This window comes from Rania fehmarnensis, from assembly GCF_056494185.1.
Window position 1 is genome coordinate 4446224 of the sequence record NZ_CM151398.1, and the last position, 25020, is coordinate 4471243.

Below are 25020 nucleotides of genomic sequence, written 5' to 3' on the forward strand. Positions count from 1 at the left end.
ACCGCCAGCAGCAAAACAGAATGGAGCGTCGTTCGGAACATAATGTACTTTGAATACGAGTTTTTTGGGGTCGACACAAGTTGGATGCTGCTGGACGCCGTTTCCTTCACGGCGGCGGAAAATTTTAGCCACGGCGGGTGAAAGTCTCAATGGATCGTAGGAATTCCGGCAATCCACCCCATGTTCGTGCAACTCAAGACATCAGTTTTCAAGAAGACAAGAGAATCGACGCATCCTCAGAATTTTCGTCCGAAAACTGAAGGTTCAGTTACTTATCGGCATCTATCGCGACGGGAGGCGCATTTTCCCGAACCTTCCTACCCAGCTAGCTCAATGGTCAAAATTCGCAAAATGTTAAAGTCCATCCGCCCCGCCGTTGATCGCACGTTGTCGTTGATTGGTTACAAACATAGCGATTGGCATTTGATGTTTGACGCCGATGCATACTGGAAAGGCGAACAACGGCCAGATTTTCACGTGAATTCGCATTGGAGAGGAACAGGGATTTTCAAAGACGAGGAGCGATGGGCGAAAATCGGCAATTTTCATCGATCACTTTTTGATTACATGTCCAAAATGAGCCCGTTCCAGAGCCCGCCTCGCGGCTCAAGAATTCTGGAGTGGGGATGTGGTGGAGGTGCGAACGCGGTTTCATTTGCGAGCATAGCGAGCACATACGTTGGCGCTGACGTTTCGAATGCTAGCTTGAATGAGTGCTCGCGCCAGATGAACTCCATTGATTTCCAAAACTTTCAACCATTGGAAATATGCTTAAGTTCGCCGTCACTACCTAATGAACTGCAAGGTAGGTTTGACATCTTTCTGTGTACCTACGTTTATGAGTTGCTTCCATCTAAGGAATATGGTCTTCGGGTGCTCGAGATTGCTCTCGACTCGCTAGTCGATGGTGGGTTGGCTTTCGTTCAGATTCGCTATGCAACAATAAAACGATCCACGCGGGGGCGGACTTGGGGATACTCGTGGGGTATGACAATGATGGTGGCGTACTTTATCGACGAGTTTTGGGCTGCGGCTAAGCAAATAGGTTTTGAGCCATTGTGCGTTGTCATTGTTCCCTACGAAGCTATCGTTGAGGATGAACGGTACGCATACTTTCTGTTGTAAAAACCTACCGCTAGAGCCTCGTAATTCGTAAACCAGATAACTCGACTCGAATTCACAAAAGGAGAAACTCGAATGACAAATCAAAGCACCCAACACATTTTTAGAGTCACTGGCATGACCTGCGGGCACTGCAAGTCGGCGGTGGAAGAGGCGATTCGACAAGTTCCAGCGGTTACTGAAGTGATAGTCGATTTGTCGGCGGGGACAGCGATCGTGTCCGGAACGCCGATAGCGCTGCAGGTTGTCGAAGCGGTGAAAGAAGCCGGCTACGAAGCATCGTTAAACGATTAGCTGCCAGATATTATTCTCGGTTTCCGGAGCAATGAACAACATGGAAAATGCGATACAGCCAATCGAAGTTGGCGTTGGCGGGATGACTTGCGCGGCCTGCGTTCGTCGCGTGGAGAATGGATTGCGGAAAATCCCGACCGTCGTCGAAGCCAGCGTCAATCTCGCGACTGAACGAGCTCGGGTGCAGTTGGACCATGACGCAAGTCCGAATGATCTCACAGCCATCCAAGATGCGATTCGCAAACTTGGGTACGAGCCGATCGAAATCGGCGGCAATGCGTTAGCGTCCGGTTCCCACAGCTTAGAAATGCAAGCCGATCGTCGAGAACTTGAGACAAACGTACTTTGGTGGAAGTTCGTCGGTGCCGCATCATTCACGATACCTCTGTTCCTCATCGCGATGGTTCCGATGTTATCGCACGATATCATGTCTGCCATGATGGCTTGGCTTCCTATGGAATCATGGAACTGGATCATGCTGGCATTTGCCGCACCTGTGCAATTTTGGTTCGGATCGAAGTTTCTTCGATTAGGCCTCAAGAGTCTATTCTCTACCGCACCGGACATGAACGCACTGATTCTATTGGGCACGACGGCCGCGTTCTCGTACAGCGTAGTGGCGACAGTTTGGCCAGCGTGGCTGCCCGCTGAATCGCGACATGTTTACTTCGAAGCCTCGGCTGTTGTCATCACGCTGGTGTTGCTAGGTAAATATCTCGAAACTCGTTCCCGGCATCAAGCGTCCGATGCGATGAAGTTTCTCTTGAACCTGGTTCCCAAGACCGCGACTGTCGTTCGCGATGGCAAATCCCAATCGATATCCGTCGACGATGTGATGCTCGATGAACTTATCGAAGTACGTCCTGGAGGCGCGATCGCTGTGGATGGCATTGTCGAAAGTGGGAGCACGTACATCGACGAAAGCATGTTGACCGGCGAACCTGTGCCCGTCGCCAAAGCACCAGGCGATACGGTAGTTGCAGGAACGATCAACGGCAATGGAAGTATTCAGTTTCGCGCGACCGCCGTCGGTGCAAACACGACTCTGGCTAAGATCGTCGCGTTTGTCGAGTCAGCACAAGCGACCAAGCCACGCATTCAAGGAATCGCCGATCAAGTCGTTGCCTACTTTGTTCCAGTCGTTTTGATGATCGCATTGGCAACCGCAATGGCTTGGTTGTTTCTTCCCGGCGGCTCCATTGACAAGGCACTCGTTCATGCGGTGGCGGTACTGATTATCGCTTGCCCGTGTGCGATGGGACTGGCTGTACCGACAAGCGTTATGGTGGGGACCGGCAAAGCCGCTCAGCTGGGGATTTTGTTTCGATCGACAGAAGCCGTGCAGTCCCTGAGTGAAGTCACAACGATTGCGTTCGACAAGACAGGGACGCTTACGGTTGGAAAACCAGAATTATCGTTCTTTCAGGCGTTTGCGCCATTTGAAGAAGACCGTTTGCTCTCGCAATTGGCACTTATTCAACGCCGGTCGGAACATCCGTTGGCTACGGCTATTGTTCAAGCAGCGGGATCACGAAATCTGAACACCACGTTGGAACTCATAGACTTCGAAGCGATCCCAGGGGCGGGAGTAAAGGCTAGGCTTACAAACGGTGATCGAGTTCTTGTCGGTTCGGAAAAGCTAATGAGCGAGAACGCCATCGATATTGCAGATGCAAAACATGCTATCGAGCAAGCGATGCAACAAGGCCATGGCTTCTTCTTCGCCGCTGTGAATCAACAACTTGCCGCTCTAATGATCGTGTCTGATCCGCTCAAGCCTTCGACACCGAACGCCCTCGCTGAACTGAAGTCGCAGCACTACGAGGTTGCTTTGATCTCTGGTGATAACATCCGCACCGCCAAGTCGATTGCGAAACAATGTGGCATCGACGAGGCCCGGGTATTTGCTGAAGTCAAACCGAACGACAAAGCAGCCGTGATCCAAAAGCTTCAACAAGAAAACAAACGTGTCGCCTTCGTCGGCGATGGACTGAACGACGCACCCGCGCTGACCGTTGCAAACGTTGGCATCGCCATGGGAACCGGGACAGACTTAGCGATTGAGAGCGCTGACGTGATTGCGATGTCTGGGGACATCCAAAACATACCGCGAGCCATCCGGTTATCGAAAGCCGTGATGTCGAATATTAAGCAAAATCTGATTTGGGCATTTGGCTACAATATCGTCTTGATCCCAGTCGCAACGGGCTTGCTCCAACCATGGCTTGGACTCAGCTTGTCCCCGATCTTGGCGGGCGTCGCGATGAGTCTTTCGAGCTTCTTTGTGGTCACCAATGCACTTCGCTTGCGAGGTTGGCATTGAGTTACGCAGAAAACAATCAAGAGCCTGAACTTGCATGGTCGCCCAATTCTCATTGCCTCGCGCTCGATGGCGTTCGCGGTCTTGCCATCTTGACGGTAACGCTCTACCGATTGTGCAAAGAGCTCGATCCGAATATTCATCCAGCGATAGCAATGGTTCGACGATTCGCCCCAATCGGCGAACGAGGGGTCGATTTATTCTTCGTTTTGTCGGGGTTTCTGATCACCGGCATCTTGCTTCGATCCAAGGGAAAGCCAAACTATTTTCGTAACTTTATCGCTCGTCGCTCGTTGAGAATATTTCCGCTGTACTTTCTCAGTCTTATCGTTGGTTTGTGGATCATTCCAAATGTGGTCGCGACAAGCGTCTTCGATCTACCACGTAGCGAGCAATTCTATCTTTGGACCTACACGTCCAACCTTCGCATGTCGTGGTTGAACGAATGGTGTTTTGGTCCGTTTGATCATTTCTGGTCACTGGCCGTCGAAGAGCATTTTTATTTCGTTTGGCCTGCGGTAGTTTTGATGCTCGCTTCGAAACGGCTGATCGGAGTTTGCGTTGGAACGATTGTCGTCGTAGCAATCGCACGAACCTTGGCAGCGATCAACAGCGACTTCGATGTCGCCGTCGATGTCCTAACTCTTTTTCGCGCCGATGCACTTTGCATGGGAGCATTGCTGGCTGTCTTGCTCAACGACTCTGTCAAGCAAACTGCTGTCAAAAATGTTTCAGTGGTGCTTGCACTTGTATTGCTACCAATTTTGTTAGCTGTCGCATTCACGGAGAAACGACTCCTCGGCATTCCTAACACGCTCTGTCCGATGTTTTTGATTGCGGGAATGGCGATAGTACTGCTGAGTTCAAAAACATCCGTGTTGGTCAAATCGTTTGAGAGCCCGTTTCTGCGTTTCCTCGGCAAGTACAGTTATGGCATGTATGTCGTTCAACTGCCGCTGGTTACTCTGATGCCGCTGACCGCATGGTTCGGACTGCTTCCGTCCAACCCACTAGTGCAAAGTTTGCTGTATGTTGTGGGAATGTTCGGTTTGATCGCGACCATCGCCGTGTTGTCATTCCATTGCGTTGAACGTCCGTTTCTTCGGATCAAACAACGTTTCGAATAGCCCGGTACGATCCGTCGATGAAGCTAGTGATCTGCATGCGCTGGCTGAGAATTGTCGCTTTCCTTGGATCGGTACTCAACCACAAACGGGATCGTGACGATTTCGTTTCTGCGTTGAAATTGTCCCCAGAGCTTGTAAATGCCCGGCGCTTTCAAATGTGCTCCAAACGCGACAATACCCTTGCTTGCGGCCGGGGCGTCCTCAATCGGATGAGCATGGACATACTCTTGGCCGTCTGCACTGACGACCACGAGATGTCCCATTGCACCCAAATACGCTTGAAGATCCGTCACGGGTTGGGCAGTCGAATCGCGAATTTGAAATGTTATCGTTGACTCGTTTCGCATCGCGTCGATCGTGACATGCGTTTTGAGATCTTCAACGATCACTTCCGGTTTCGCATTCGGAAGAAGCGGGGCTGCAGCGAACGATGGGCCTGCAACGGTGACGCGTGCTTTCGCGAGCAATGCACTTCGGTTCTTAGGTTGGAAGTCCGCATATAGAAAGTAGTTTCCTGGCATTGGAAACGTAGCGAGTACGTTCATCGCTCCATCGGTTCCAACCTTAGGATGCAGGTGACTGAATTGATCCAGACCTTCCCGGATGACAATGAGATGCGCGAGCTTCTCATGCAGAGGAACGAGTTCCGTTATGGATTTGCCATTCTCTTCCAAATGGAATTCTAGCGAAATCGGAACGCCAACCTTGAGTTCCTGACTTGTAGTATCAAAGACAATCTGCACTGACGGCATGGTTGAGTTGCCGTGACTACTATGGTCATCAGCAGTCTGTGAACCGGTTGTACGTACCGACTCCTGACAGCCAATAACGCCAGTTACAAGAAACCCAGCGAACAATAGTAATGCTGATTTGCTTTTTAGTATGCATTGAACGCGACACGTCAATAAGCTCATTGGATTGATCCGCCAATATATTAAAAGTCGAATTAATGAGGAATGACTCATTCATGGCGAAAGCCTGCACTCAATTAGATGCAGGCTTTCAGCGTATTAAATGCTGCGAGACGCATGTCGCTTCGATCGAACCCTATCCGGACCAATGCTAAGTTCCTACCGATATCTCCGCGGATCAGCCTTCGAATACTCCCATCGTTCCTTTCGAGCATTCGATCCACTTGAACGAACAGCTTGAGTCGGTTGATACGAATATCGCCGATAGGATTGGACAGCCGGAGCCATCCTGGCGACGTTCGGTTGAGGCTCCACAACACTTGTGACCAACGGCACGGGCTGCACCGCGCTCATCGGCGTAGGTTCGTAAGAGAACCGCTGATAGGACGTAGTCGGTCGCGATGCATCGGTAGAACTTACGCTAGCAATAGTCGAATGGCAGCAGCACGCCGCACTAGTCTGCGCCGATGCCAAATTTGCTTGAACACCGCTCACCGCCAACGCGATGCAACTTGAAAACAACAGCTTTTTCATTATCTAACTCCTGTCCGCAATGGACAATTTGACCCTGCATCATGCGACGTTTTAAACGACTAAATCCGTTTGTCGCCACCTAACATTTAGATGCGACAACCAGCTCATCCCTTCAAGCCTTGCAAAAGAATTTGTGGATTCGATCCAAATCCGTCGGATGGCAGATGGTCGAGGGAGTGCTGCCTTTCGATGCAGCCGCCGCTGAATGTTTGGGCAGAATGGGACAGCCAATACAGTTCAAAATATTTTCACATTTTCTTACTTTAACCCCTGTAAGGAGTTAGCTCAGCGTTCTCGGATCGAGCTCCCCATTTGGCATTCGCTTTGAGTAAATGACTCGCCACCCTCCATTGCTACCTTTCTTTGCTAAATGGAGAAACACATTTCAATAGGCTGGACTGGGCGAATGATTCGATTGCTTTTTGTCGTTTCCCTGATTGCGTTGTTGGTAGCTTGCGAGATTGAAATAGCGTTGTCCGATAACGCCAACCCTGCTTCTTCCTCAAATAATTTTGAAGTCGAAAACCGTTCTAATGGGCCATCGACAGATCAAGTATTGCGACTTTGCGAAGAATCTCGATCGGAACTGTTTCGAGTTTGGGGCGGCGATCAGGCAGGGATCACCTGGGAACCTCGGTGCAAAATCCGTGTGCATCAAACTCGAGCCGACTATTTTCGGAGGATAGGATTTGCTGGTGGGCAGACGAATGGTTGCAGTTCAATTGAATTCAGAGATGGAAAGGTCGTTGTACGCGAGATTGATCTTCTGCTTGATCAAGCTGGTGAACTGCCTGCGCTGCCTCATGAGTTGACGCATATCGTGCTCGCAGATTTGTTACGAGGAAGGCAACCGCCACACTGGCTCGATGAGGGAGTTGCCATGCTGGCGGATACGACCACCAAACAGCATTTACATCTTCGGGATTGTCGCGAGGCGATTTCGGCAGGAAAGACAATGGCCCTATCGCAACTTTTGCCCCTCCAGTCGTTCTCATCAGCCGATCAAATGCCTACCTTCTACGGACAAAGCCTATTGCTCGTTCGAATGCTTGCCGAACAATCGAGTCCCGCGAAAGTTATTGAGTTTGCGAATTCCTCTCTCGATCATGGAACAGAGGTCGCGCTCAAAAGCCACTATCAAATCGCGAACCTCGATGCACTGGAAAGAAAGTGGCGATCTTTCGCCTTCCACCAACTGTCGCTGGAAACCCCAGCGGCTGTCGTTTCCGTCCGATTCAAACCGTAAGGCAAGCGCCTGTCGACAGTTGGTAGAAACATGACAGAGCGAAAACTACTTGTGATCGTGTTTTGACATTTCCATGCATATCTTCGAACAATCGCGGCATGATTTTGCGCAGGCCACCATGTGTTCATCGTTGGGGAGTTTTTCACAAGCGGTTGCGCATTGATCGCAACACTTCGCGCAGCATTCCAACATGTGTTTCGACAGCGGGCTGTTGCGAGCGCACAAAGTCGCACATGCTTTGCAGCACTCAGCACAATCAGCACAGAGCTGGGCAGTCGCGTTGTGCTCAGTCTTGCCATCGGTGACCATCTTGAGGCAGTGGTTGAAGCAGCTATCGCATTCGAGTTGGCAAGCCGAACAGACCTGGGCACATTTCATCATCATTTTGTTCTCCTCATGTTTATCAGCGAAAGGAACGGCTGGCGTGACGATCGCCAATGCAAAGGCAGCAAACAGGGATTGGATTTGGGTCATCGTAAAACCTCTTTGGGCATGGAAGGCTATAAGCCTCGAACAGTTCGAAGCAACAAATGCCACCCTTGCAGTTTGTGCTCCGAAACGCCGAAAAACGCTGTGGCTTCAAGCATTTCCTTAAGATGCGGAAAGTTTTAAGAGTTATGTGAAGTTTCGCTTGCTGAGACGCATCCAAGCCGCTTGCATATAATTATGGCCTTCGTATGTCAGGTCTGGGGAAAAATATTTTCTCGCCGCTCGAAAAGAAACCTCCTGGATCGCGATGATGATCGCTGAGCGACCACAAAACGCAGGGCAAACAAAAATATTTTGACCCCTCGGTGAAGGATATTGCTGTGTCGAGCATCCAATTTAGAAGAAGCCGCCAGTGCTTCGATGTAAACCACTGTCCGCGAATTTGATAAGGTAATTAAACATGAAAGTCGCTGCTACGCTTGTACTGTTATGTGTGGTCGGAATTGGAATCGCGATGGGAGCAAACTTTGCTGTCAAACCCTCGACTGAAGTCGCAAAAGCTGGTGCTTGTACAAGCTGCTGCCCAGATGGAGGTTGTTGCTGTGAAAGCGGCGTCTGTACCTGTGAAAATTGCAATTGCGATTGCTGCGATGAGGATTCCAGAAGTTGCTCCGCAGGCTGCTGTTCGGGCAAGGGAGCTGCTACAGCCACAACAGGAAAAGCCACGTGCAGCATGGGTTGCTGCTCGAAATAGTTTCTGCGTTCATGCGTCAAATGTAAGCAGTTCGGTACTGTGTTCGGCTGCCGGCTGCAAAGGAACGGGCTGGCCAGGTTCCCAGTCATTCGGCAAAACGCCGACTTTCGTCGTTTCTGGGGCGGAATTGGCCTCTGCCGATTTGGCCTTAAAGACGGCGGCGCCTGCATCGCCGTCCAGGCAAAGTTCTAAGTTGTCATCCAGCAGCTCAACGTGAACTCTCGGTTCAAGTGAACCAGGCTGCAGCAGCGGATGCTGTGGGGGTTCGTAACTTCTCTCAACTAATCCAGCGCTGAAAGCGTTTGAATTGAAATAGCCTCACTCAAAGTCATCCTGTACGAGCTAGCACGAAAAATTGCTGTTGCTGACATAAGCTTGCTGATGGGTTGTTCAGTTAATCGACTTGTGCAGCAGGTTGTGCTCGCAAACGAGCGTTTATCGCGTTTACGAGTTAATAAGTGAAAAGGTAGCGTTGCTTTCAAGCTGTAATCCGGAGTTTGATGTATCTGTCGAGTCCGGTTAGGAATTGAGCCACTTTTCCGGTTGGGTTGTGCGCTTGGAACGAGGCCCTTTCCCCTTAGCGTAGTTTGCTCTCTGTTTCGTAAGTAACTCGCGAAGCGGGAGTTACCGATCCAAAAGCGAAAGGGCAAGTAAGTTCCGATGCACAATTTGGTCTGCGCAGCTAAGTCGGAAAAGTGGCAAATAAGTCGGAAAAGTGGCAAAGTTTCTAATCGGAAATGACAATATGTATCCGCGTTTCAATTTGAAACGCCATCTGATTTCCGTTGTTTTCTTTAAATTCGCGAGGTTACGTTGGGGATCGTACTCTGTTACGACAGCTTTCTTGCCGAATTTAGGTCGGTACGTCGGTGATACCAAAGAGCAAATGGTCTAATTCGAGTAAGCGAACAATTCATACTCAGAAAAGAAAACTTGAAATTCTGTGAAGTGCATGGAGCAGTGGAGCATCTAATATGCAGCAGACAGCGGGAGTTGCTAATTCAATCCGCGATCGCGGCATGTTGCTGCATCGCCCTCTCGGTTAGAGCAAAGTTCTTGAAAGGAACGAAAAATGAGTTTAACACGGTATGCCACTTCGTCATTGATCGCGGCTCTGGTTGCGATTGTTGCTATCGGTACAATGCAACCGGCACATGCTCAGTCACGGATCAACGACAAGGTGTCACGCAACAACGGCGCCAGCTTCTTTGCGAACGAAAGGACGTCGAGGAACATCCAGCACGCGAGAGACTACTCGCGCGGTATTCAACGGTACGCAACCCAAGTACCGATGATCCAACACCAAATAACTCAAGCGGAATCTCAAATCCTTGGCCAGCAACTTCAGGGAATCCAACGGGACATGGTTATCGTTCGCGAGGAGCATGCCTCGAACCCCAAGGTTGTAGAACAAGTAAAAAAGATTGAAACCAAGCTGACCGAATGCACGGCCATGCATAAGTCTCTGCATGAAGAGTGCTGCAAAGCGACACCGGATGGCAAAGTTTGCAGTTCAATGGCAACGAAGCTCGAGGCTAGTCTTGAGCAAATCAAGAAAGAGCATGACATGCTACTGAAGGAGCTAGGTCATGAGGACGCCGCCCATGGAAAGCATGCGGCGAATCACGATCACGGATCTGCAGTACCCTCAACGACAAAGTAATGCGTTGGTATCTGACACAATATGTCATGCGATCATTCGGTCGCATGACTTGGTTGTGGGTGCTATCGGTTCGGGAGCCAATCGCTCCCGACTCCGAAAGCCAAAAGAGTGTAGGTTGATAATTCATTAACTGTCTTCGTTTAGATCTTCAATCGATGAATAAAGAGTGAACATTCAGCGTGCGCTGACTAGTACGACAACGGAATTCGAAGCGAGTGTCAAGGCATCCGACATGATGGCTTCAGACAAGTCGTATTCGATGATGTCATTCGGAGAATCTGCTCCGGTGTCAATGACCTTTCGCCAACGGTTCGACGACGCACGTTGAATTTGGCAGCTTACGGGTCCACAAGACGCATTGACTAAAATATAGAGATCGTCGTCACTTTCCAATTTGCCGCTCAGGAAAAACGCCAACGTTCTGGAGTTAAAAGAAAGGTCGACGGGACCATCAGCACCGAACCAAGCGATATCGTCCCGCCAATAGCAAGAACGCGATAGTGATACGTGTTTTTTTCGGAATACGATCATCGCCTTGAAAAACCGGAAGATATCGGCGTGAGATTGTAGCCGGCTCCAGTCGAGCCAGCTAGTTTCGTTGTCTTGATTGAAGGGGTTATTGTTTCCTCCCTGTGTTTGCATGAACTCGTCACCCATACGAAACATCGGCGTACCATTGGATAGCATCAGCAGGCAGAAGAAGTTCTTGATCTTTTGCTTGCGAAGCCGCATCAAATCGACCGGGACATTAACCTCGCCCTCAATGCCACAATTGTGGGAGTAATCCTCGGCTCCGTCGCTGTTGCTATGTCCATTTGCCTCGTTATGCTTTTGGTCGAAAGAAACCAAATCGTACAAGGTGAACCCATCATGGGAGGTGACATAATTGATGCTTTGCCAAGGTCGAAATGAGTTGTACGGGTCATCGGGAAACAAATCACAGCTCCCGTATATTCGAGTCATCAGGTCTCCAATCATTCCAGAATCGCCGCGAATAAATTTTTGGAGCGTGTCTCGATACCGCGCATTCCACTGCATCCACGAAGCACCAGGGAATTGTTTCCCTAGAAGAAATGCTTCACTTGCATCCCATGGTTCAGCAATCAACCGAATATCTCGCAAGGCAGAGTCGTCTGTAATCTCGGCAAATATTGGCGGATCATTGAGGTTGAGAGACCCATCGGAGTTTCTCGCAAAGACGGACGCTAAATCAAAACGGAATCCGTCGACGTGCATCTCTGTCACCCAATAGCGGAGACTATCGATAATCATTCTTCGAACAATCGGGTTTGACGTATTCAGAGTGTTTCCACAGCCGGTTAGATTTGCATATTTTTCGGCTGGCTTTTTCGAAGCTAGATAGTAGCTCGCGTTATCAATTCCCTTGTAACTATAAGTCGGTCCTGTTTCGTTTCCCTCACATGTGTGATTGAACACTACGTCCAGTATTACTTCGATCTTGGCGGCATGGAGTGCCTGAACCATTCGACGAAACTCGCTTCGTTGTGCGCAGTGATCTGGAGACATAGAATAGCCGTGATGTGGCGAGAAGAAATTCAAAGGCATGTAGCCCCAGTAATTGCCTTCAATCGGGTCGAACTGGAACACTGGCATAAGCTCAACAGCCGTCACTCCTAATTCAGACAGGTAAGGTACCTTGTCGATAACGCCCTGGAACGTTCCGCGATGTTTGGGAGAAACTTCCGAATTTGTGTTCTGAGTGAATCCTCGCACATGCATCTCGTAAATAATAAGATCCGCTTCGTGATGAATATGGTCAGCCGAATCCCACTCAAAACGGCATTGACACTCATCTAATAGCGCAAGCGGTGCCGGAAACACTTTCAAACCAGACGTGGGCGATACAGACAGATCGTTTTCAGAAGGAAAATAGACTGTTCGAGCATAGGGATCAAGGAGTATCCTTTTCGAATCGAACACATGAAAGCCATCAAGAACATCGATATTTGGTCCGTCGATGCGATAGCCGTAAAACCTTGCATCCATTACCGATGCAACAGTCAAACGACAATGCCAGATTGGTCCGGTTTTGTTGCGTAGTGGGTCGAATTGGAACACTTCGATGGGTTCATCGCGGGCGTTGTCACGGAATAGCAGCAACTCCACGCGACTAGCATGTCGAGAAAAGATCGAAAAATTGTAGGCTTGCTCTGACGGCAACCACGAGACGCCAAGAGGAAGTGGCTGCCCGTCAGCCGTGGCCCAGGAACGACTCGACTCCTCCTTACTTGATTTTCGCAAGGGAATCTTACAATGGCGGCAAGAGTACTCTCGCGATAATCCGCTAGCTGATCCTTTCAAGTTGAACGGCATTCTCATATAACCTATCCACGACGAGTCGTTGTAGCGACTTACGATTGGAATCGGTTGTCGCTTGTGGCGCGATGGCGGAATTTTCTTCAATAAGTTTTGCGTGACACAAAAAACAGGGGAGCCTATTTTGATTCCGCAGGTTTTGATTTGCACATAGGAACCTGTAATGGCCACAGTAATGCCCTAAATGCCTGTGCCAGGTTGTCTCAAAAACAGAAGAACGTTACTCGGACGGAAGACGTTCTGTTGAAGCAATTAGCTCCGCTTCGGCCTCGAGCCAGAAATCGACGCCATCACAACAAGGACAGCCGTAGGCTTCCCACTTGTAATAGGCTGCTTTGCGAATTTCATCATCGCAGAGGACGATTTCGCCAATCGATCGATTCTCTTTAGAGGTTTGGCCTGACATTTTCTTTGATGGGATTGGGGCCGATTTCGCGTTAGTCATTTGAATTCTCATTTCACGATATTAGGTAAGGTATCTCGATTGGAATTGGTTGTCGTTTGCTGAAAGCTCGCGGGATTGGCGTTAAAACGTTCTGCGCATTTCGAGGAGCAAAAAAGTAAGAATGCCCACCGTTATCTTTCCTCGCAAAAAAGCCAAGTTTCGTTCATTTTGATCCCGCAAAATGCAGATCGCATTTACGATGTTAGATGCAATGAAATAGCAAATCCTTCATGGCAATACTCTGTCGATTTCGCTTCAAATTTTTGCAGGCCTGAATTTGCCTCTGATTCTGAACGTCGAATTGACTTGCATATTGGATGTTATCTGTCCATCAGGACGAATTGGTTGCCAGCGTACCAGTCGCGCTATTACTCGACGATTCGATAGTGCGAATTCGCACTCTTTTTGAAAATTCCGGAGTTCCCTCGAAGAAATGGTCAACGGGCTGCATCAAAAGGCTTGGTTACTCACTCGCAAGCGGCCGGTTGACGCTCTGAAAGCCAGAGTTGGGTCAATTGCTACAGCGGAAGGCACTGGCGATCTTCAAGGACAGCCTCGGAGGTAAGTGGCAAGCTTTACACGCAAACTCTCAAACTGCTGGGATCCGTGAGCATTTGGCGTGAGGAGTACCAACAAACCGAAGATCACCTGCAGCGGACGCCGTACGCGTATCAGCAACTCGTCTGAGAATAGGGAGCGGCCACGGCGCGAAGCAACTGTGCCGTGGAAATGTTTTCAAGCAATGAAGAGCTTATGATCGCCCGGCACAGCAATCTTCTTTTCCCAAAAGGCCGTTCACGCACATGATTAGACACCAAGGTGATCTACAACAATCGCGAAAAAAAACCTTCCTGACCAAAGCTGCATGCGAAATGACGCCTGACGAAATGTTGTTGGCGGCAGGAGGGGTGAGCGTTGCATTGGGGTTAGCCACCACCGACGTACAAAAGCGTCAACAACAGTTCGGCGAAAACCTGTTGATTGAGGCATTGCCTACGCCGACCTGGAAAAAATTGGTTGCACAGTTCAAAGACTTGGTAATTTTGATTCTGATTTTCGCGGCGGTCCTTTCCGGTGTTCTCGGCGAATGGGTGGACGCGCTCGCGATTTTGGCTATCGTCGTGCTCAACGGTGTGATTGGCTTTGTGCAGGAGCAGCACGCGGAACAGGCGATGTCGGCGCTACTAAGAATGTCGGCGCCGTCGGCTAAAGTTATCCGAAATGGAACGCATCAAACGATTCCCGCCGCCACTTTGGTGCCGGGAGATATTATCCAAGTCGAAGCGGGAGACAATATTCCGGCTGATGCGAGGCTTGTTCAGTCTTTTAGCCTGTCTATCCAAGAAGCGGCACTTACCGGCGAGTCCGTTCCGGTCGAAAAGAATGCTGACGTCGTACTCGCGGCCGACACGCCGTTAGGCGATCGCCGTAACATGATCTATATGGGAACAGTCGCCGCCTCCGGCAAAGCCTGGGGAATGGTAACCCAAATTGGAATGCAGACGGAACTGGGAAACATCGCTGGCATGCTCGCTCGGCATGAACCGGAGCCGACACCGTTGCAACGACGACTTGCGGAACTTGGTCGCGTTTTGATTGTCATTTGTCTAGTAATTGTTGGAGTGATTTTTGGGTTACAGGTATGGCGTGGCGGCAATGTGATTGAAGCATTTCTCGTTTCAGTTAGCCTCGCAGTGGCTGCCGTTCCCGAAGGACTTCCGGCGGTAGTAACGATTGCTCTCGCCCTCGGTGTGCAACGCATGGCCAAACGCAATGCCCTGGTTCGCAAGTTGCCGAGTGTCGAGACGTTAGGCTCGGTATCCGTGATCTGCTCAGACAAAACCGGTACTTTGACTCGCAATGAAATGACAGTGCAGGAGATAGCTACATCGTCTGAACGGTTTCGCGTTACTGGCATCGGGTACGCGCCTCGCGGCGAGTTTATGCGAAATGACACGGCCATCCAAATTACCGAGAAAGATGACGTCTTTCTTGCATTAAAAATCGGAGCATGGTGCAACAGCGCCGAAGTCGCGCCCAATCCGAACGGTGATCAAACATGGAAGGTTATCGGAGATCCGACGGAAGGTGCACTCGTCGTCGCCGCGATGAAAGCACGACTCGAGCTCTCTGCGAGAAGAGCTGAGATTTTATACGAAATTCCATTCGACTCTACTCGAAAATTGATGTCCGTCGTGGTGCGTGCGCGCGACGGTAAGCTGCTGTATTCCAAAGGTGCACCAGAAATTCTACTCGCGAAATGTAATCAAGTTCATAGCGAAGGAAAGATTGAACCGCTTACAGACGCGCTTCGACAACGACTCTTGGATGCCAACGCAGAAATGGCATCGCAGGCATTGAGGGTCTTGGCCTTGGCATATCGACGCAATATCAACGACCAGGTGGGGTCCGATCTAGAATCGCAACTAGTGTTCGTGGCCTTAGTGGGAATGATCGATCCACCGCGCGAAGAAGCGAAGGTTGCGGTGGCCAAGTGCCGAGGTGCCGGAATTCGGCCGGTGATGATTACCGGCGACCATCCGGCAACCGCCTTCGCCGTTGCAAAAAAAATAGGCCTTACCAGCGGCGATGAGCGCGTATTGTCCGGTACCGAACTCGAACAACTGACTGATGTGCAACTCGGCGAGCAAGTCGAGAGCATTGCGGTATACGCTCGCGCTACTGCCGAACACAAGCTGCGAATCGTTCAGGCGTGGAAGTCCCGGGGGCATGTCGTAGCGATGACGGGTGACGGTGTCAACGATGCTCCAGCCATAAAGGCTGCGGACATCGGCATCGCAATGGGTATCACGGGCACCGACGTAACCAAAGAAGCTTCGGACATGGTGCTCACGGACGACAACTTCGCTTCAATTGTCAGTGCTGTTGAAGAAGGACGAGGCATCTTCGACAATATTCAGAAGGTTTTGCAGTTTTTGCTATCGTGCAACTTCGGTGAGATTCTGTTGATGTTAGTAGCGAGTCTATTAGGATGGCCGGCACCTATGTTGCCAATCCAATTGCTGTGGATCAATCTCGTAACTGACGGCCTGCCGGCGCTCGCATTGTCGCTGGAACCGCCAGAGCCCGGCGTCATGAATCGTCCGCCACGTCGGTCCGGCGAGTCCATTCTTTCCTGGCGATTGGGTTTCGTGATTCTCATGCAAGGATTTCTGGTTGGACTCGTTGGCATCATCGCCTTTGCGATGAGTATGCAACACGCACCTGACAATGTAGAACGAGCCCGCGCCATGACTTTTTGCGTGGTCGTCTACGCCGAACTTTTTCGAGCTCTCGCCGCTCGCAGTTCGACACTCACATTAGGCCAACTTGGGTTCTGGACTAATCCGCATCTTCTGCTCGCGATAGTTGTCTCCGGATTGCTCCAGGTGAGCATAGCCGTGTTCCCATTCACTCAGAGTGTTTTTGACGTGTCAGCGCACTCAATTGGCGAATGGAGTACTATCGTAATATTAGCTCTCACCCCGGTGACGGTCATTGAAGTATACAAGCTGGTCAGCCAACGCTTCAGAATAAATCGTGAAGTCGTTACGTCAGGAGATTTGCCATGAATTGGAATCATCTCGCTATTAGAATCGGAATAGCATTTGGAGTGATCGCTCTGCTCGTGGCATTGATTGCATGGTGGCCGAAAAACGCAAAGCAAGGTGAAGCCACAGGCGAGATATGGACGTGCTCAATGCATCCGCAGATTCGCTTGACGAATCCCGGTGCTTGCCCGATTTGTGGAATGAAGCTGATTCCGGTCTCACAATTACCCAACGCGAAAGACGACCTCGAAAGACGCGCGGGACTCGAAACAGAAAAAATCCTCCGCCGCGAACTGTTCAAGGAGATTCGCTCTGTAGGAAAACTCGACTATAGCGAACGGCAAGTGGAACTGATCACGGCCCGTATCGCGGGACGCATCGATCGTTTGTTTGTCGACTTTACTGGAATTGAAGTCAAAGAGAACGACCACCTTGTCGATATCTACAGTCCTGATTTGTATTCAGCTCAGGCCGAATTGCTTCGATCCTTGGACGCCTTTGGAGGACGCGGTACGGGAAACGAACGAACGCTAGATCGATTCGCTGAATCGAATCTTTCGTCCGCCCGTGAGAAGCTGCGATTGTGGGGATTGCGACCGGAGCAAATTGCAGAAATCGAACGCACCCGAAAGGAGCAAACGCATATTACGATTTATGCGCCACTTCATGGTACGGTCATCGAAAAGAGTATTCGAGTTGGGCAATACGTCAAAGAGGGAGACCCGCTCTACCGAATCGCTAATCTTGATCCGATTTGGCTCTACCTCAATATCTACGAGTACGACATAGCCTGGGTGAGATTCGGTCAGCCGGTGGAGGTAACGCTTGAAGCATTCGCGGGTCAGTCGATTCGCGGTATGGTGACGTTTATTGATCCCTTTCTCGACGATGCAACGCGTACGCTCCGAGTGCGTGTGAATCTCAAGAATCCCGATCGGCGCCTAAAACCGCAGATGTATGCCCAAGCAACCATCCGCGTTCCACTTCGGGCAGACGGAACTGCGGAACCAACAGGAGTAGAAGGCAAGTACATCTGCCCAATGCATCCGGAAGTTATCCAAGCCACCTCAGGGAAATGTTCCATCTGTGGAATGGCGCTTGAACGCGTGCCAGTGACTCAGCAGAGTCCTTCACAAACTGATCAATCTGCACTCGCCGCGGTCCCTTCAATGCCACCGATGAACGACAATCTTGAATTGGCTATTCCGGTGTCAGCCGTCCTCGACACCGGGCGTCGCCAAATTGCCTATCGATTAACGCCTGAAGGCGCCTACGAGTTGGTCGAATTGAAGCTTGCTTCGCGAGCGCAAGCGGTAGATGATAACGGACAACGACGTGAATATTATCTTGTACTCGACGGCCTCAAAGAAAACGATCAGGTGGTTGTGCAGAGCGGATTCTTACTCGATAGCCAGCGTCAGATCGAAGGGATGCCTAGCTTGCTCTATCCGACTGGCCAATCTGCGAGCATGTCGGGTCACGCGGGGCATGGTGGAATGTCCACAAACTCCGGTAGCTCCAGTCCAACTCCGCCGCCAACACCTACCATGCCTGCTGGCCACCAGCACTGATCGTACCTCGGAGTAAATCATGACGAACTTTATTATCCGATGGTGTCTAAAAAATCGGTTTTTGGTGATTCTGATTGCATTCGCCGTTCTCGGAGTTGGTTATTACTCTCTGACGCATGCGACGATTGATGCAATCCCAGACATCGGCGAGAAGCAGGTAATCGTTATCGCCGATTGGCCGGGACGGTCTCCACAAGATGTTGAAGATCAAGTCACTTATCCACTCACGGTTAGCTTGTCAGGTACGCCAGGAGTGAAGTCAATTCGTTCCTTTTCCGGCTTCGGCTTCTCAATGGTTTACATCATTTTCAAAGATGAAGTCGATTATTACTGGGCGCGGTCGCGAGTGCTCGAACGGATGAATGTAGCGTTATCCAAATTGCCACAAGGAGTCGTGCCGACGCTTGGACCGGACGCGACAGCACTCGGGCAGATCTTTTATTACACACTCGAAGCCGATGGAGCCGATCTCCAGCAGCTACGGTCACTTCAGGACTGGTATATTCGCTATCAGTTGCAAGCGGTCGAAGGGGTCACTGAAGTAGCGACGCTCGGCGGCTTTGTGAAACAGTACCAAATTGACGTCATGCCGGATAAGCTTCGTGCACATCGTGTGACGTTACCGGAACTCTACGAAGCCGTACGTCGCAGCAACGTCGACGTTGGTGCACAAGTTGTCGAAAACAATCGCTTCGAATTCTTCATTCGCGGCAAAGGCTTTGTCAAGAACATAGCTGACATCGAAAATATCGTCATTCGGCAAGAGGCAGGTACGCCGATCTCCGTTAAGAACGTCGCTACCGTGCAACTTGGCCCGGAGTTTCGGCGTGGTACGCTCGATAACGCCGGGCATGAAGCAGTTGGGGCGGTAGTGCTGATGCGTTACGGCGAGAATCCGCGTGAGGTCATCCGTCGATTAAAGGCTCGCATCGCTGAGATTGAACCAGGCTTACAAGTTCTGCTTGCCTCCGGCAAAGTCTCACCTGTGAAACTCGTGCCATATTATGACCGGACCGAGATCATTCATGAAACGATGGCTACGCTGAAAGACAATTTGATCGAAGAGTCCATTGTCGTTGGTCTTATCGTTATCTTGTTTCTGTTGCACCTTCGGAGCTCGCTGGCCGTGCTGCCAACTCTACCGTTGGCACTGGCAATGACTTTCGCCGCGATGTATTGGTTCGGTGTGGACAGCAACATCATGTCGCTAGCCGGGATTGCCATCGCTATCGGTGATGTGAGCGACATGGGCATCATCATGACCGAAAACATCTATCGCCGTGTGGCCGCCGAACCTGAACGCCCTTACGCCGAAGTTGTTTACGAGGCCGCGTGTGAAGTCGGTGGAGCCATCGTGAGTGCAGTTTCCAATACGGTCATTTCCTTCATTCCGGTTTTTGCTTTGACTGGCTCAGAAGGAAAGATGTTTCAGCCTCTTGCGTACACCAAAACCTTCGCCGTTGCCGCCTCAGTAATCCTTGCGATCACGGTCGTTCCCGTGCTGTGTTATTACTTGCTTAAACCTGTCGTTTGGTCGAAGAGACGGTCGTTGCTCGTTGCTTGTGTAGCTGGCTTGCTTACGCTCATCACAATGCGATTCGCCTTCATATGGGGCCTCGGAATGAGCGGCGTCTCGACTGGCTGGCCTACCGCGATCGGTACTGGTTTGCTTGTGACTGCCCTCGTTTACCGAATGGCCCGCGAACGTTTGCTGCCCCTAGAAGAAAACAGAGTCTCGCGAGCGATCTTCGTCGTCTATAAACCAGCACTGCGCTGGGTGTTGGCTCACAAAGGCACGTTTTTAATGCTTCCCACTGCGGTCCTTATGATCGGACTCACCATTTGGCTGGGCTTTGACCGCATGACGATGCCACTAACCGTCACGATGAAGGCGGTTGGCGTCGAACCGAAAACGTGGCCCGCGTGGCAACGTCTCGATCGCACTTTCCCTGGAATCGGTCGCGAGTTCATGCCTCCACTCGACGAGGGATCGTTTCTATACATGCCGTCCTTATTACCTTCGACTTCGTTGACTCAAGTGCAAGAGGTAATCGCCCAACAAAATATGTCGCTTAAATCAGTCCCTGAAGTCGAGCATGTCGTCGGTAAAGCCGGTCGGGCCGAATCGGCCATCGATCCTGCTCCGATCAGCATGATTGAGACGATCGTCACACTTAAGGCTCCTGAGAAATGGCGAAGGATTATTGAAAAACGTTGGTATAGTGAACTTGCTTGGCTGAATTGGTGTCGTCCGGTACTGCGGAAGATTTGGCCTGAAGAACGTTCAATCAGCAAAGACGAAATCCTGGCGGAATTGAATCAGAAGGTCGCGATTCCCGGTGTGCTTCCAACATGGCTTCAGCCGATCCAAACCCGCATTGTGATGTTGCAATCAGGATTCCGCGCTATGATGGGCGTGAAGGTTTTTGGCAACGATCTTCACGAAATCGAACGCGTAGCGCTGCAAATGGAGCAGCTCTTGAAAAAAGTGCCCGGTGCGGTCGATGTTGTGTCTGACCGACTCGTAGGAAAGCCATACCTTGAATACGAGATCGATCGTGTGGCAGCAGCACGCTATGGTGTCAGCATCCGCGATATTCAGGATATCATCGAGGTTGCTATCGGCGGAGAGCCACTGACAACAACTGTTGAAAAACGAGAGCGTTACCAGATTCGTGTTCGCTATCCACGCGAACTACGCGAACGATTCGACGATCTCGAACACATTTTGGTACCGACATCAACGGGAGAGCACATTCCTATCGCACAGGTGGCAAAACTCACATTCAGCGTTGGTCCACAAGAGATCAAAAGCGAAAATGGTTTGCTGGTTGGCTACGTCACTTTAAACACTCGTGACCGAGACGAAATTAGTGTCGTAGAAGAAGCAGAACGACTGTTACAATCCGAGAAGAAAAAGAGCGACGAGTTGATTGCTGCAGGGCGCGAATCCGAAGCCTCGTTGGTCGTCCCTACGGGTTACTACTGGACCTGGTCTGGCCAGTTTGAAAACCAACAGCGCGCCATGGCGAGGCTATCAATGTTGGTTCCTATTGTTCTCTTGTCAATGTTTTTTTCAATGTACATTGGCTTCGGCAAGTGGTGGCTGGTGATATTGGTCTTTGTGGATATCGCGGTATCGTTTTCAGGAGGGTTTATCGGTCTGTTTTTCTGGGGCAGCAATCTAAGTGTCGCCGTGTGGGTTGGATTCATTGCGCTATTTGGCGTCGCCGACGATGATAGTATCGTTATGCTCACTTACCTCGAAGATCTATCTCGCGATAAGCCACCCCGAACCAAAGAAGATATGCGGAATCTTGTCGTTGAAGCAGGCATGAAGCGCATCCGCCCATGCCTCATGACGTCCGTCACAACGATCCTTGGTCTTGCGCCGATCTTTCTCGACAGTGGGCGTGGTTCGGACGTGATGCAACCTATGGCCATCCCGAGCGTCGGAGGAATGAGTGTGGCTCTCATCACACTTTTCGTGATTCCTTGCATCTACTGCTTAGTTAAGGAATGGCATCTCCCTTTCAATAAGCCGACGGAACCCAACTAAGTAAATCGATTCTACGGGTTATGCCGTCAAAACGGCATGTATTAGATTTGTCGCGTTGCGATTCCGATAAAAGGGTATGCGCGGCTTCCTACCACGTTAGCTGTCGCTTCGACAGAGATCAATGCCCGTGGAGGGGCTCTTAAGGAAGGAAATCCCGAATGACTCAATCATTGAATCAAAAATCTCTCAATCGACAAATTCTGGTTGTGGTGATTCTACTGGTTGTACCGATTGCGGGGTGCACGAGTGCCCAACCTCGCGCAGATTCCCGGATTCGCCTGACATCTACCTCGAACTTCCCCCAAAAGAACTCAAGCGAGGAAAAGCCATCACGAGATCGGGATGTCAAAATAAACAAAACTCGCAGCCCAACAAACGGTCCCATAATATTAGCCTCTGCCAATGTGTTTGCTAATGAGGCGGGCGAGAAAGAACGGAGTGAGCAGAAGAATGAGAAGAACGAAATAGGCGATATAGACGAAGACAAGGACAAAATTGTTAACGATGAGGGGAAGAGCGATCAAAGTGGGGAAGACGAACAGAAGACACTTACAAGTGTGGAAGAGCTAATTCAAGAGGCAATCGCCATTCATCCTAAAATCCAGTCAGCCCGCTCGAGGATTGCGGCAGCACAGTTTCGCATTCCACAAGCTCGTGCTCTTCCAGATCCAATGGCAGAAACCTTGTTCTGGCCAATTGCGAACAACGCCCAGCAACTGGCCAGCGGCCGCATGACGAATCAGCTTTCACTATCTCAAACCGTTCCATGGCCGGAGAAGTTGCGTGCCCAAGCAGAAGTCGCCATCAGAGAAGTCGGAATGGCTCAAGCTGAAATGCGGCAGATCGAGCGCGAGATCGCTGAATCAGTTCGTTTGGCTTACTATGAAGTGTGGTTTTCGACCCAAGCGTATCGGATTGTCAATGAGAATCGAAAACTAGCCGAGCAAATCGTCAAAATTGCACAAAATCGATTTCGTTCAGGCGGATCGCAACAGGATGTCATCCGTGCTGAGTTAGAAGTCGAAAAACGTGATCAGCAACTCTTAGAACTCAACCAGCAACTTCAAGTTGCTCAAGCAGACCTCGCGACGCTCGTTCAGCAACCACTTGAACTCTTCGTTGTTACTACCGAAAGCTTGCCCATAAATGAAGTGGCCATTCAACTCGATTCGCTGTTAGCAACTGCCCAACAATGTAATCCTACCCTTCAAAGCTTCGCTTGGCAGATTCAACGTGATCTGCAAAAGCAACGAGTCGCTTCCCTACAAAAATATCCAGACCTGACCTACGGTGTTCAATATGGCATGATGAGTACAAGCGAAGCAATTAGTCCACTCGCCGATGGTATCGACAACATCAGCTTTTCTGTTGGCACAACTCTTCCAATTTGGAAGAATAAGATCCAAGCTGGAATCTGCCAGGCAGTCTCCGAAAGAAATAGCTCAACTCAGCTTCACCAATCCGAATGGAACTCAATCGCAGGTCGCTTGCGGAGGCTCGCTCAACAAGCTCAATCGCTTGATAAGCAACGCTCGCTTTATGTGGAAAAAATTATCCCGAGGGCAGAGCAGGCCTTTGAAATCTCTCAGTCTGAATACACTGTTGGAAAGATCTCATTTGTTCAGTTGATCGACAACTTTTCGGAGGTCTTGGTTTTTCGAGTCGAGGTTGCTCGTATTGAAGCGACCTTGGCCGGAATACTAGCACAGCTCGAACGAACGGTCGGATGCGAAATTTCGACAGGTTTCGAATGACCTCATTTTAGACGAATGTTGGCATTGCCTGCCAGAAGAATGGAAGAATTGAACGTTAGAGTTTTTTTTCTCTTCTTTCGCGGTGGATTTTAGCACAAGCGCCGCATCTGAAGTCTAACGCCCAAAGTCTGTACCCACGTTAGGCTGGTTGAAAGGCAATCAGTCTTGCTCGTAGGACGTTGACAAAAAATTGTTCGATTTCGTGAAGGTTCCGCTTGGCTTTGGCATCAAACTAATGTGAAGCCAGTCGCTGCCAAAGAAACAAGTTGAAGTTCGAGTGCTTTTACACGGAAAAATGAAATGAAGATCATTGCATCGTTGGTGTTGTTGTGTTTGATCGGCCTTGGAGTGGTGATGGGAGCAAATTTCGCAAACAAATCGAATTTGACTGCCGAACCAAAGGTTTGTGCTTGTGAAACTTGCTGTCCTGATGGCGGATGCTGCTGTGAAACTGGCGTCTGCTCCTGCGAAGAGTGCAAATGCGATTGCTGCGACGGGGGAGCAACGGGCTGCTCGGCTGGCTGCTGTGCCGACAAGGCGGCAAGCACGGTCGAGGCCAAAACCGCGACCTGCACCAAGGGATGCTGCAAGAAGTAAGTGGATTTTGACGTTCAACCGCCACTCGAGGCGTAAACCGCGATGTGCGTCATTCGATCATTCGATATGTACCAAGCTACTGAGATTGACTTGCGATCTGCGGTCGAATATTCTTCCACGTAGGAGATTTGATGTTGGTCCCAAGAATAATTGCGATTTTGATGTGTCTTCAAGTACTGGTCTGCCCAGTGCTATGCAACGATTTCTGCGATTTCCACGAACAGTTTGGCAGTGCTCCTTCACAGTTGGAAGTTCCGCCAGCGTGTCACTGTTGCGATTCTGGCACGAGCGAAGGGGGCGGGTCTGATGCCCCCTGCGATCCATCGTCCGAATGCTGTAATTGTTTCTGTGGCGGTGCTCTCGTTTCAGAGACCGATTCGATCTGCGATCTGCATGACTTCGTGGTCTTAGATTTTGCGGTTAACGAATCATATACTTCTTCGATGGGGCAAGCGGACTGCGCCAAGCCTGCTGATCATTTGACAGATCGGGCTTTGGTGTTTGGGCGGGCGATTCTGCGCGCCTATTCCATCCTGCAAATCTAGCGAATTTCTACCTTCGCGGCCCGATCGCACGCTTGTGTTTGGGAATGTCCAATTCGTGTAGCTCGTCTACCGTTCTGTTCGTCTTTTTTTGACGAAAGCGCTGCGGAACTCTGGCTGGCCAATCTACCTCGACCAAACAATCAAACTTCTGGAATTAGCTATGATTCGCTATACTTCTGGTTCCGTTTTGAATGAGCCGAACAATGCTCTTAAAAACCGAACAGGTGATGAGGCATCGTTTTCGCTACCTAGCGAGACGCT

The 25020-nt window shown here is 50.3% G+C and carries 16 protein-coding genes; 10 read left to right on the plus strand and 6 right to left on the minus strand.

Annotation, left to right across the window (positions count from 1 at the left end; genetic code table 11):
- Positions 1-180 precede the first annotated feature (180 nt).
- From SH573x_RS15230 to SH573x_RS15245, 4 genes are all read left to right on the plus strand, one after another.
- Positions 181-1125 (plus strand): class I SAM-dependent methyltransferase, encoded by a 945-nt coding sequence (locus SH573x_RS15230; protein ID WP_479356391.1) that lies wholly within the window; start codon positions 181-183, stop codon positions 1123-1125.
- Positions 1126-1197: 72 nt separating this feature from the next.
- Positions 1198-1416: a heavy-metal-associated domain-containing protein gene (locus SH573x_RS15235; RefSeq protein ID WP_479356392.1), complete on the plus strand. Its 219-nt coding sequence runs from the start codon at positions 1198-1200 to the stop codon at positions 1414-1416.
- Positions 1417-1456: 40 nt separating this feature from the next.
- The gene (locus SH573x_RS15240) at positions 1457-3739 is read left to right on the plus strand and encodes a heavy metal translocating P-type ATPase (RefSeq protein ID WP_479356393.1); all 2283 of its coding nucleotides are present in this window, start codon (positions 1457-1459) and stop codon (positions 3737-3739) included.
- A complete protein-coding gene (locus SH573x_RS15245) occupies positions 3736-4863 on the plus strand; it encodes an acyltransferase family protein (RefSeq protein WP_479356395.1) in 1128 nt (375 codons plus the stop codon). The genes SH573x_RS15240 and SH573x_RS15245 overlap by 4 nt, the downstream gene beginning before the upstream one ends.
- Before the next feature lie 23 nt (positions 4864-4886).
- Here SH573x_RS15245 and SH573x_RS15250 read toward each other — a convergent pair whose 3' ends face one another.
- Entirely contained in the window at positions 4887-5615 is a 729-nt protein-coding gene (locus SH573x_RS15250; protein ID WP_479356396.1) for a DUF8832 domain-containing protein, read from the minus strand.
- Positions 5616-6714: 1099 nt separating this feature from the next.
- Here SH573x_RS15250 and SH573x_RS15255 point away from each other — a divergent pair.
- Positions 6715-7554: a hypothetical protein gene (locus SH573x_RS15255; RefSeq protein WP_479356398.1), complete on the plus strand. Its 840-nt coding sequence runs from the start codon at positions 6715-6717 to the stop codon at positions 7552-7554.
- 45 nt (positions 7555-7599) lie between these two features.
- On the opposite strand, the gene SH573x_RS15260 is transcribed toward SH573x_RS15255, so the two are convergent.
- Together SH573x_RS15260 and SH573x_RS15265 are read right to left on the minus strand one after the other, a co-directional pair.
- Positions 7600-8028: a four-helix bundle copper-binding protein gene (locus tag SH573x_RS15260; RefSeq protein ID WP_479356400.1), complete on the minus strand. Its 429-nt coding sequence runs from the start codon at positions 8026-8028 to the stop codon at positions 7600-7602.
- A gap of 351 nt (positions 8029-8379) precedes the next feature.
- Positions 8380-8718, minus strand: coding sequence for a hypothetical protein (locus SH573x_RS15265; RefSeq protein WP_479356402.1), 339 nt, complete (start codon positions 8716-8718; stop codon positions 8380-8382).
- Positions 8719-9809: 1091 nt separating this feature from the next.
- On the opposite strand from SH573x_RS15265, the gene SH573x_RS15270 reads away from it, so the two are divergent.
- The gene (locus SH573x_RS15270) at positions 9810-10400 is read left to right on the plus strand and encodes a hypothetical protein (protein WP_479356404.1); all 591 of its coding nucleotides are present in this window, start codon (positions 9810-9812) and stop codon (positions 10398-10400) included.
- Between the two features lie 174 nt (positions 10401-10574).
- Here SH573x_RS15270 and SH573x_RS15275 read toward each other — a convergent pair whose 3' ends face one another.
- The gene (locus SH573x_RS15275; protein ID WP_479356406.1) at positions 10575-12908 is read right to left on the minus strand and encodes a glycogen debranching protein; all 2334 of its coding nucleotides are present in this window, start codon (positions 12906-12908) and stop codon (positions 10575-10577) included.
- A gap of 49 nt (positions 12909-12957) precedes the next feature.
- A complete protein-coding gene (locus SH573x_RS15280) occupies positions 12958-13143 on the minus strand; it encodes a DUF2934 domain-containing protein (RefSeq protein WP_479356408.1) in 186 nt (61 codons plus the stop codon).
- 911 nt (positions 13144-14054) lie between these two features.
- Between SH573x_RS15280 and SH573x_RS15285 the strand changes: the two genes are divergently transcribed.
- The 4 genes from SH573x_RS15285 to SH573x_RS15300 all read left to right on the plus strand — a co-directional run bounded on the left by SH573x_RS15285 (position 14055) and on the right by SH573x_RS15300 (position 23617).
- On the plus strand, positions 14055-16754 hold the full coding sequence (locus tag SH573x_RS15285) for a calcium-translocating P-type ATPase, SERCA-type (protein ID WP_479356410.1): 2700 nt from the start codon (positions 14055-14057) through the stop codon (positions 16752-16754).
- Complete coding sequence (locus SH573x_RS15290; RefSeq protein WP_479356412.1) at positions 16751-18304, plus strand: heavy metal-binding domain-containing protein; 1554 nt, start codon at positions 16751-16753, stop codon at positions 18302-18304. The genes SH573x_RS15285 and SH573x_RS15290 overlap by 4 nt, the downstream gene beginning before the upstream one ends.
- Positions 18305-18323: 19 nt before the next feature.
- The gene (locus SH573x_RS15295) at positions 18324-21863 is read left to right on the plus strand and encodes an efflux RND transporter permease subunit (protein ID WP_479356414.1); all 3540 of its coding nucleotides are present in this window, start codon (positions 18324-18326) and stop codon (positions 21861-21863) included.
- Positions 21864-22021: 158 nt separating this feature from the next.
- A complete protein-coding gene (locus SH573x_RS15300) occupies positions 22022-23617 on the plus strand; it encodes a TolC family protein (RefSeq protein WP_479356415.1) in 1596 nt (531 codons plus the stop codon).
- A gap of 227 nt (positions 23618-23844) precedes the next feature.
- Here the strand turns inward: SH573x_RS15300 and SH573x_RS15305 are convergent, their stop codons facing one another.
- On the minus strand, positions 23845-24207 hold the full coding sequence (locus SH573x_RS15305) for a hypothetical protein (RefSeq protein ID WP_479356416.1): 363 nt from the start codon (positions 24205-24207) through the stop codon (positions 23845-23847).
- Between the last annotated feature and the right edge of the window lie 813 nt (positions 24208-25020).

Coding starts and splice junctions, on each gene's coding strand:
- SH573x_RS15290 (WP_479356412.1), top strand. CDS start 16,751: ATGAATTGGAATCATCTCGCTATTAGAATCGGAATAGCATTTGGAGTG.
- SH573x_RS15250 (WP_479356396.1), bottom strand. CDS start 5,615: ATGCCGTCAGTGCAGATTGTCTTTGATACTACAAGTCAGGAACTCAAG.
- SH573x_RS15235 (WP_479356392.1), top strand. CDS start 1,198: ATGACAAATCAAAGCACCCAACACATTTTTAGAGTCACTGGCATGACC.
- SH573x_RS15255 (WP_479356398.1), top strand. CDS start 6,715: ATGATTCGATTGCTTTTTGTCGTTTCCCTGATTGCGTTGTTGGTAGCT.
- SH573x_RS15240 (WP_479356393.1), top strand. CDS start 1,457: ATGGAAAATGCGATACAGCCAATCGAAGTTGGCGTTGGCGGGATGACT.
- SH573x_RS15295 (WP_479356414.1), top strand. CDS start 18,324: ATGACGAACTTTATTATCCGATGGTGTCTAAAAAATCGGTTTTTGGTG.
- SH573x_RS15265 (WP_479356402.1), bottom strand. CDS start 8,718: ATGCTGCACGTGGCTTTTCCTGTTGTGGCTGTAGCAGCTCCCTTGCCC.
- SH573x_RS15285 (WP_479356410.1), top strand. CDS start 14,055: ATGACGCCTGACGAAATGTTGTTGGCGGCAGGAGGGGTGAGCGTTGCA.
- SH573x_RS15280 (WP_479356408.1), bottom strand. CDS start 13,143: ATGTCAGGCCAAACCTCTAAAGAGAATCGATCGATTGGCGAAATCGTC.
- SH573x_RS15270 (WP_479356404.1), top strand. CDS start 9,810: ATGAGTTTAACACGGTATGCCACTTCGTCATTGATCGCGGCTCTGGTT.
- SH573x_RS15260 (WP_479356400.1), bottom strand. CDS start 8,028: ATGACCCAAATCCAATCCCTGTTTGCTGCCTTTGCATTGGCGATCGTC.
- SH573x_RS15230 (WP_479356391.1), top strand. CDS start 181: ATGTTCGTGCAACTCAAGACATCAGTTTTCAAGAAGACAAGAGAATCG.
- SH573x_RS15300 (WP_479356415.1), top strand. CDS start 22,022: ATGACTCAATCATTGAATCAAAAATCTCTCAATCGACAAATTCTGGTT.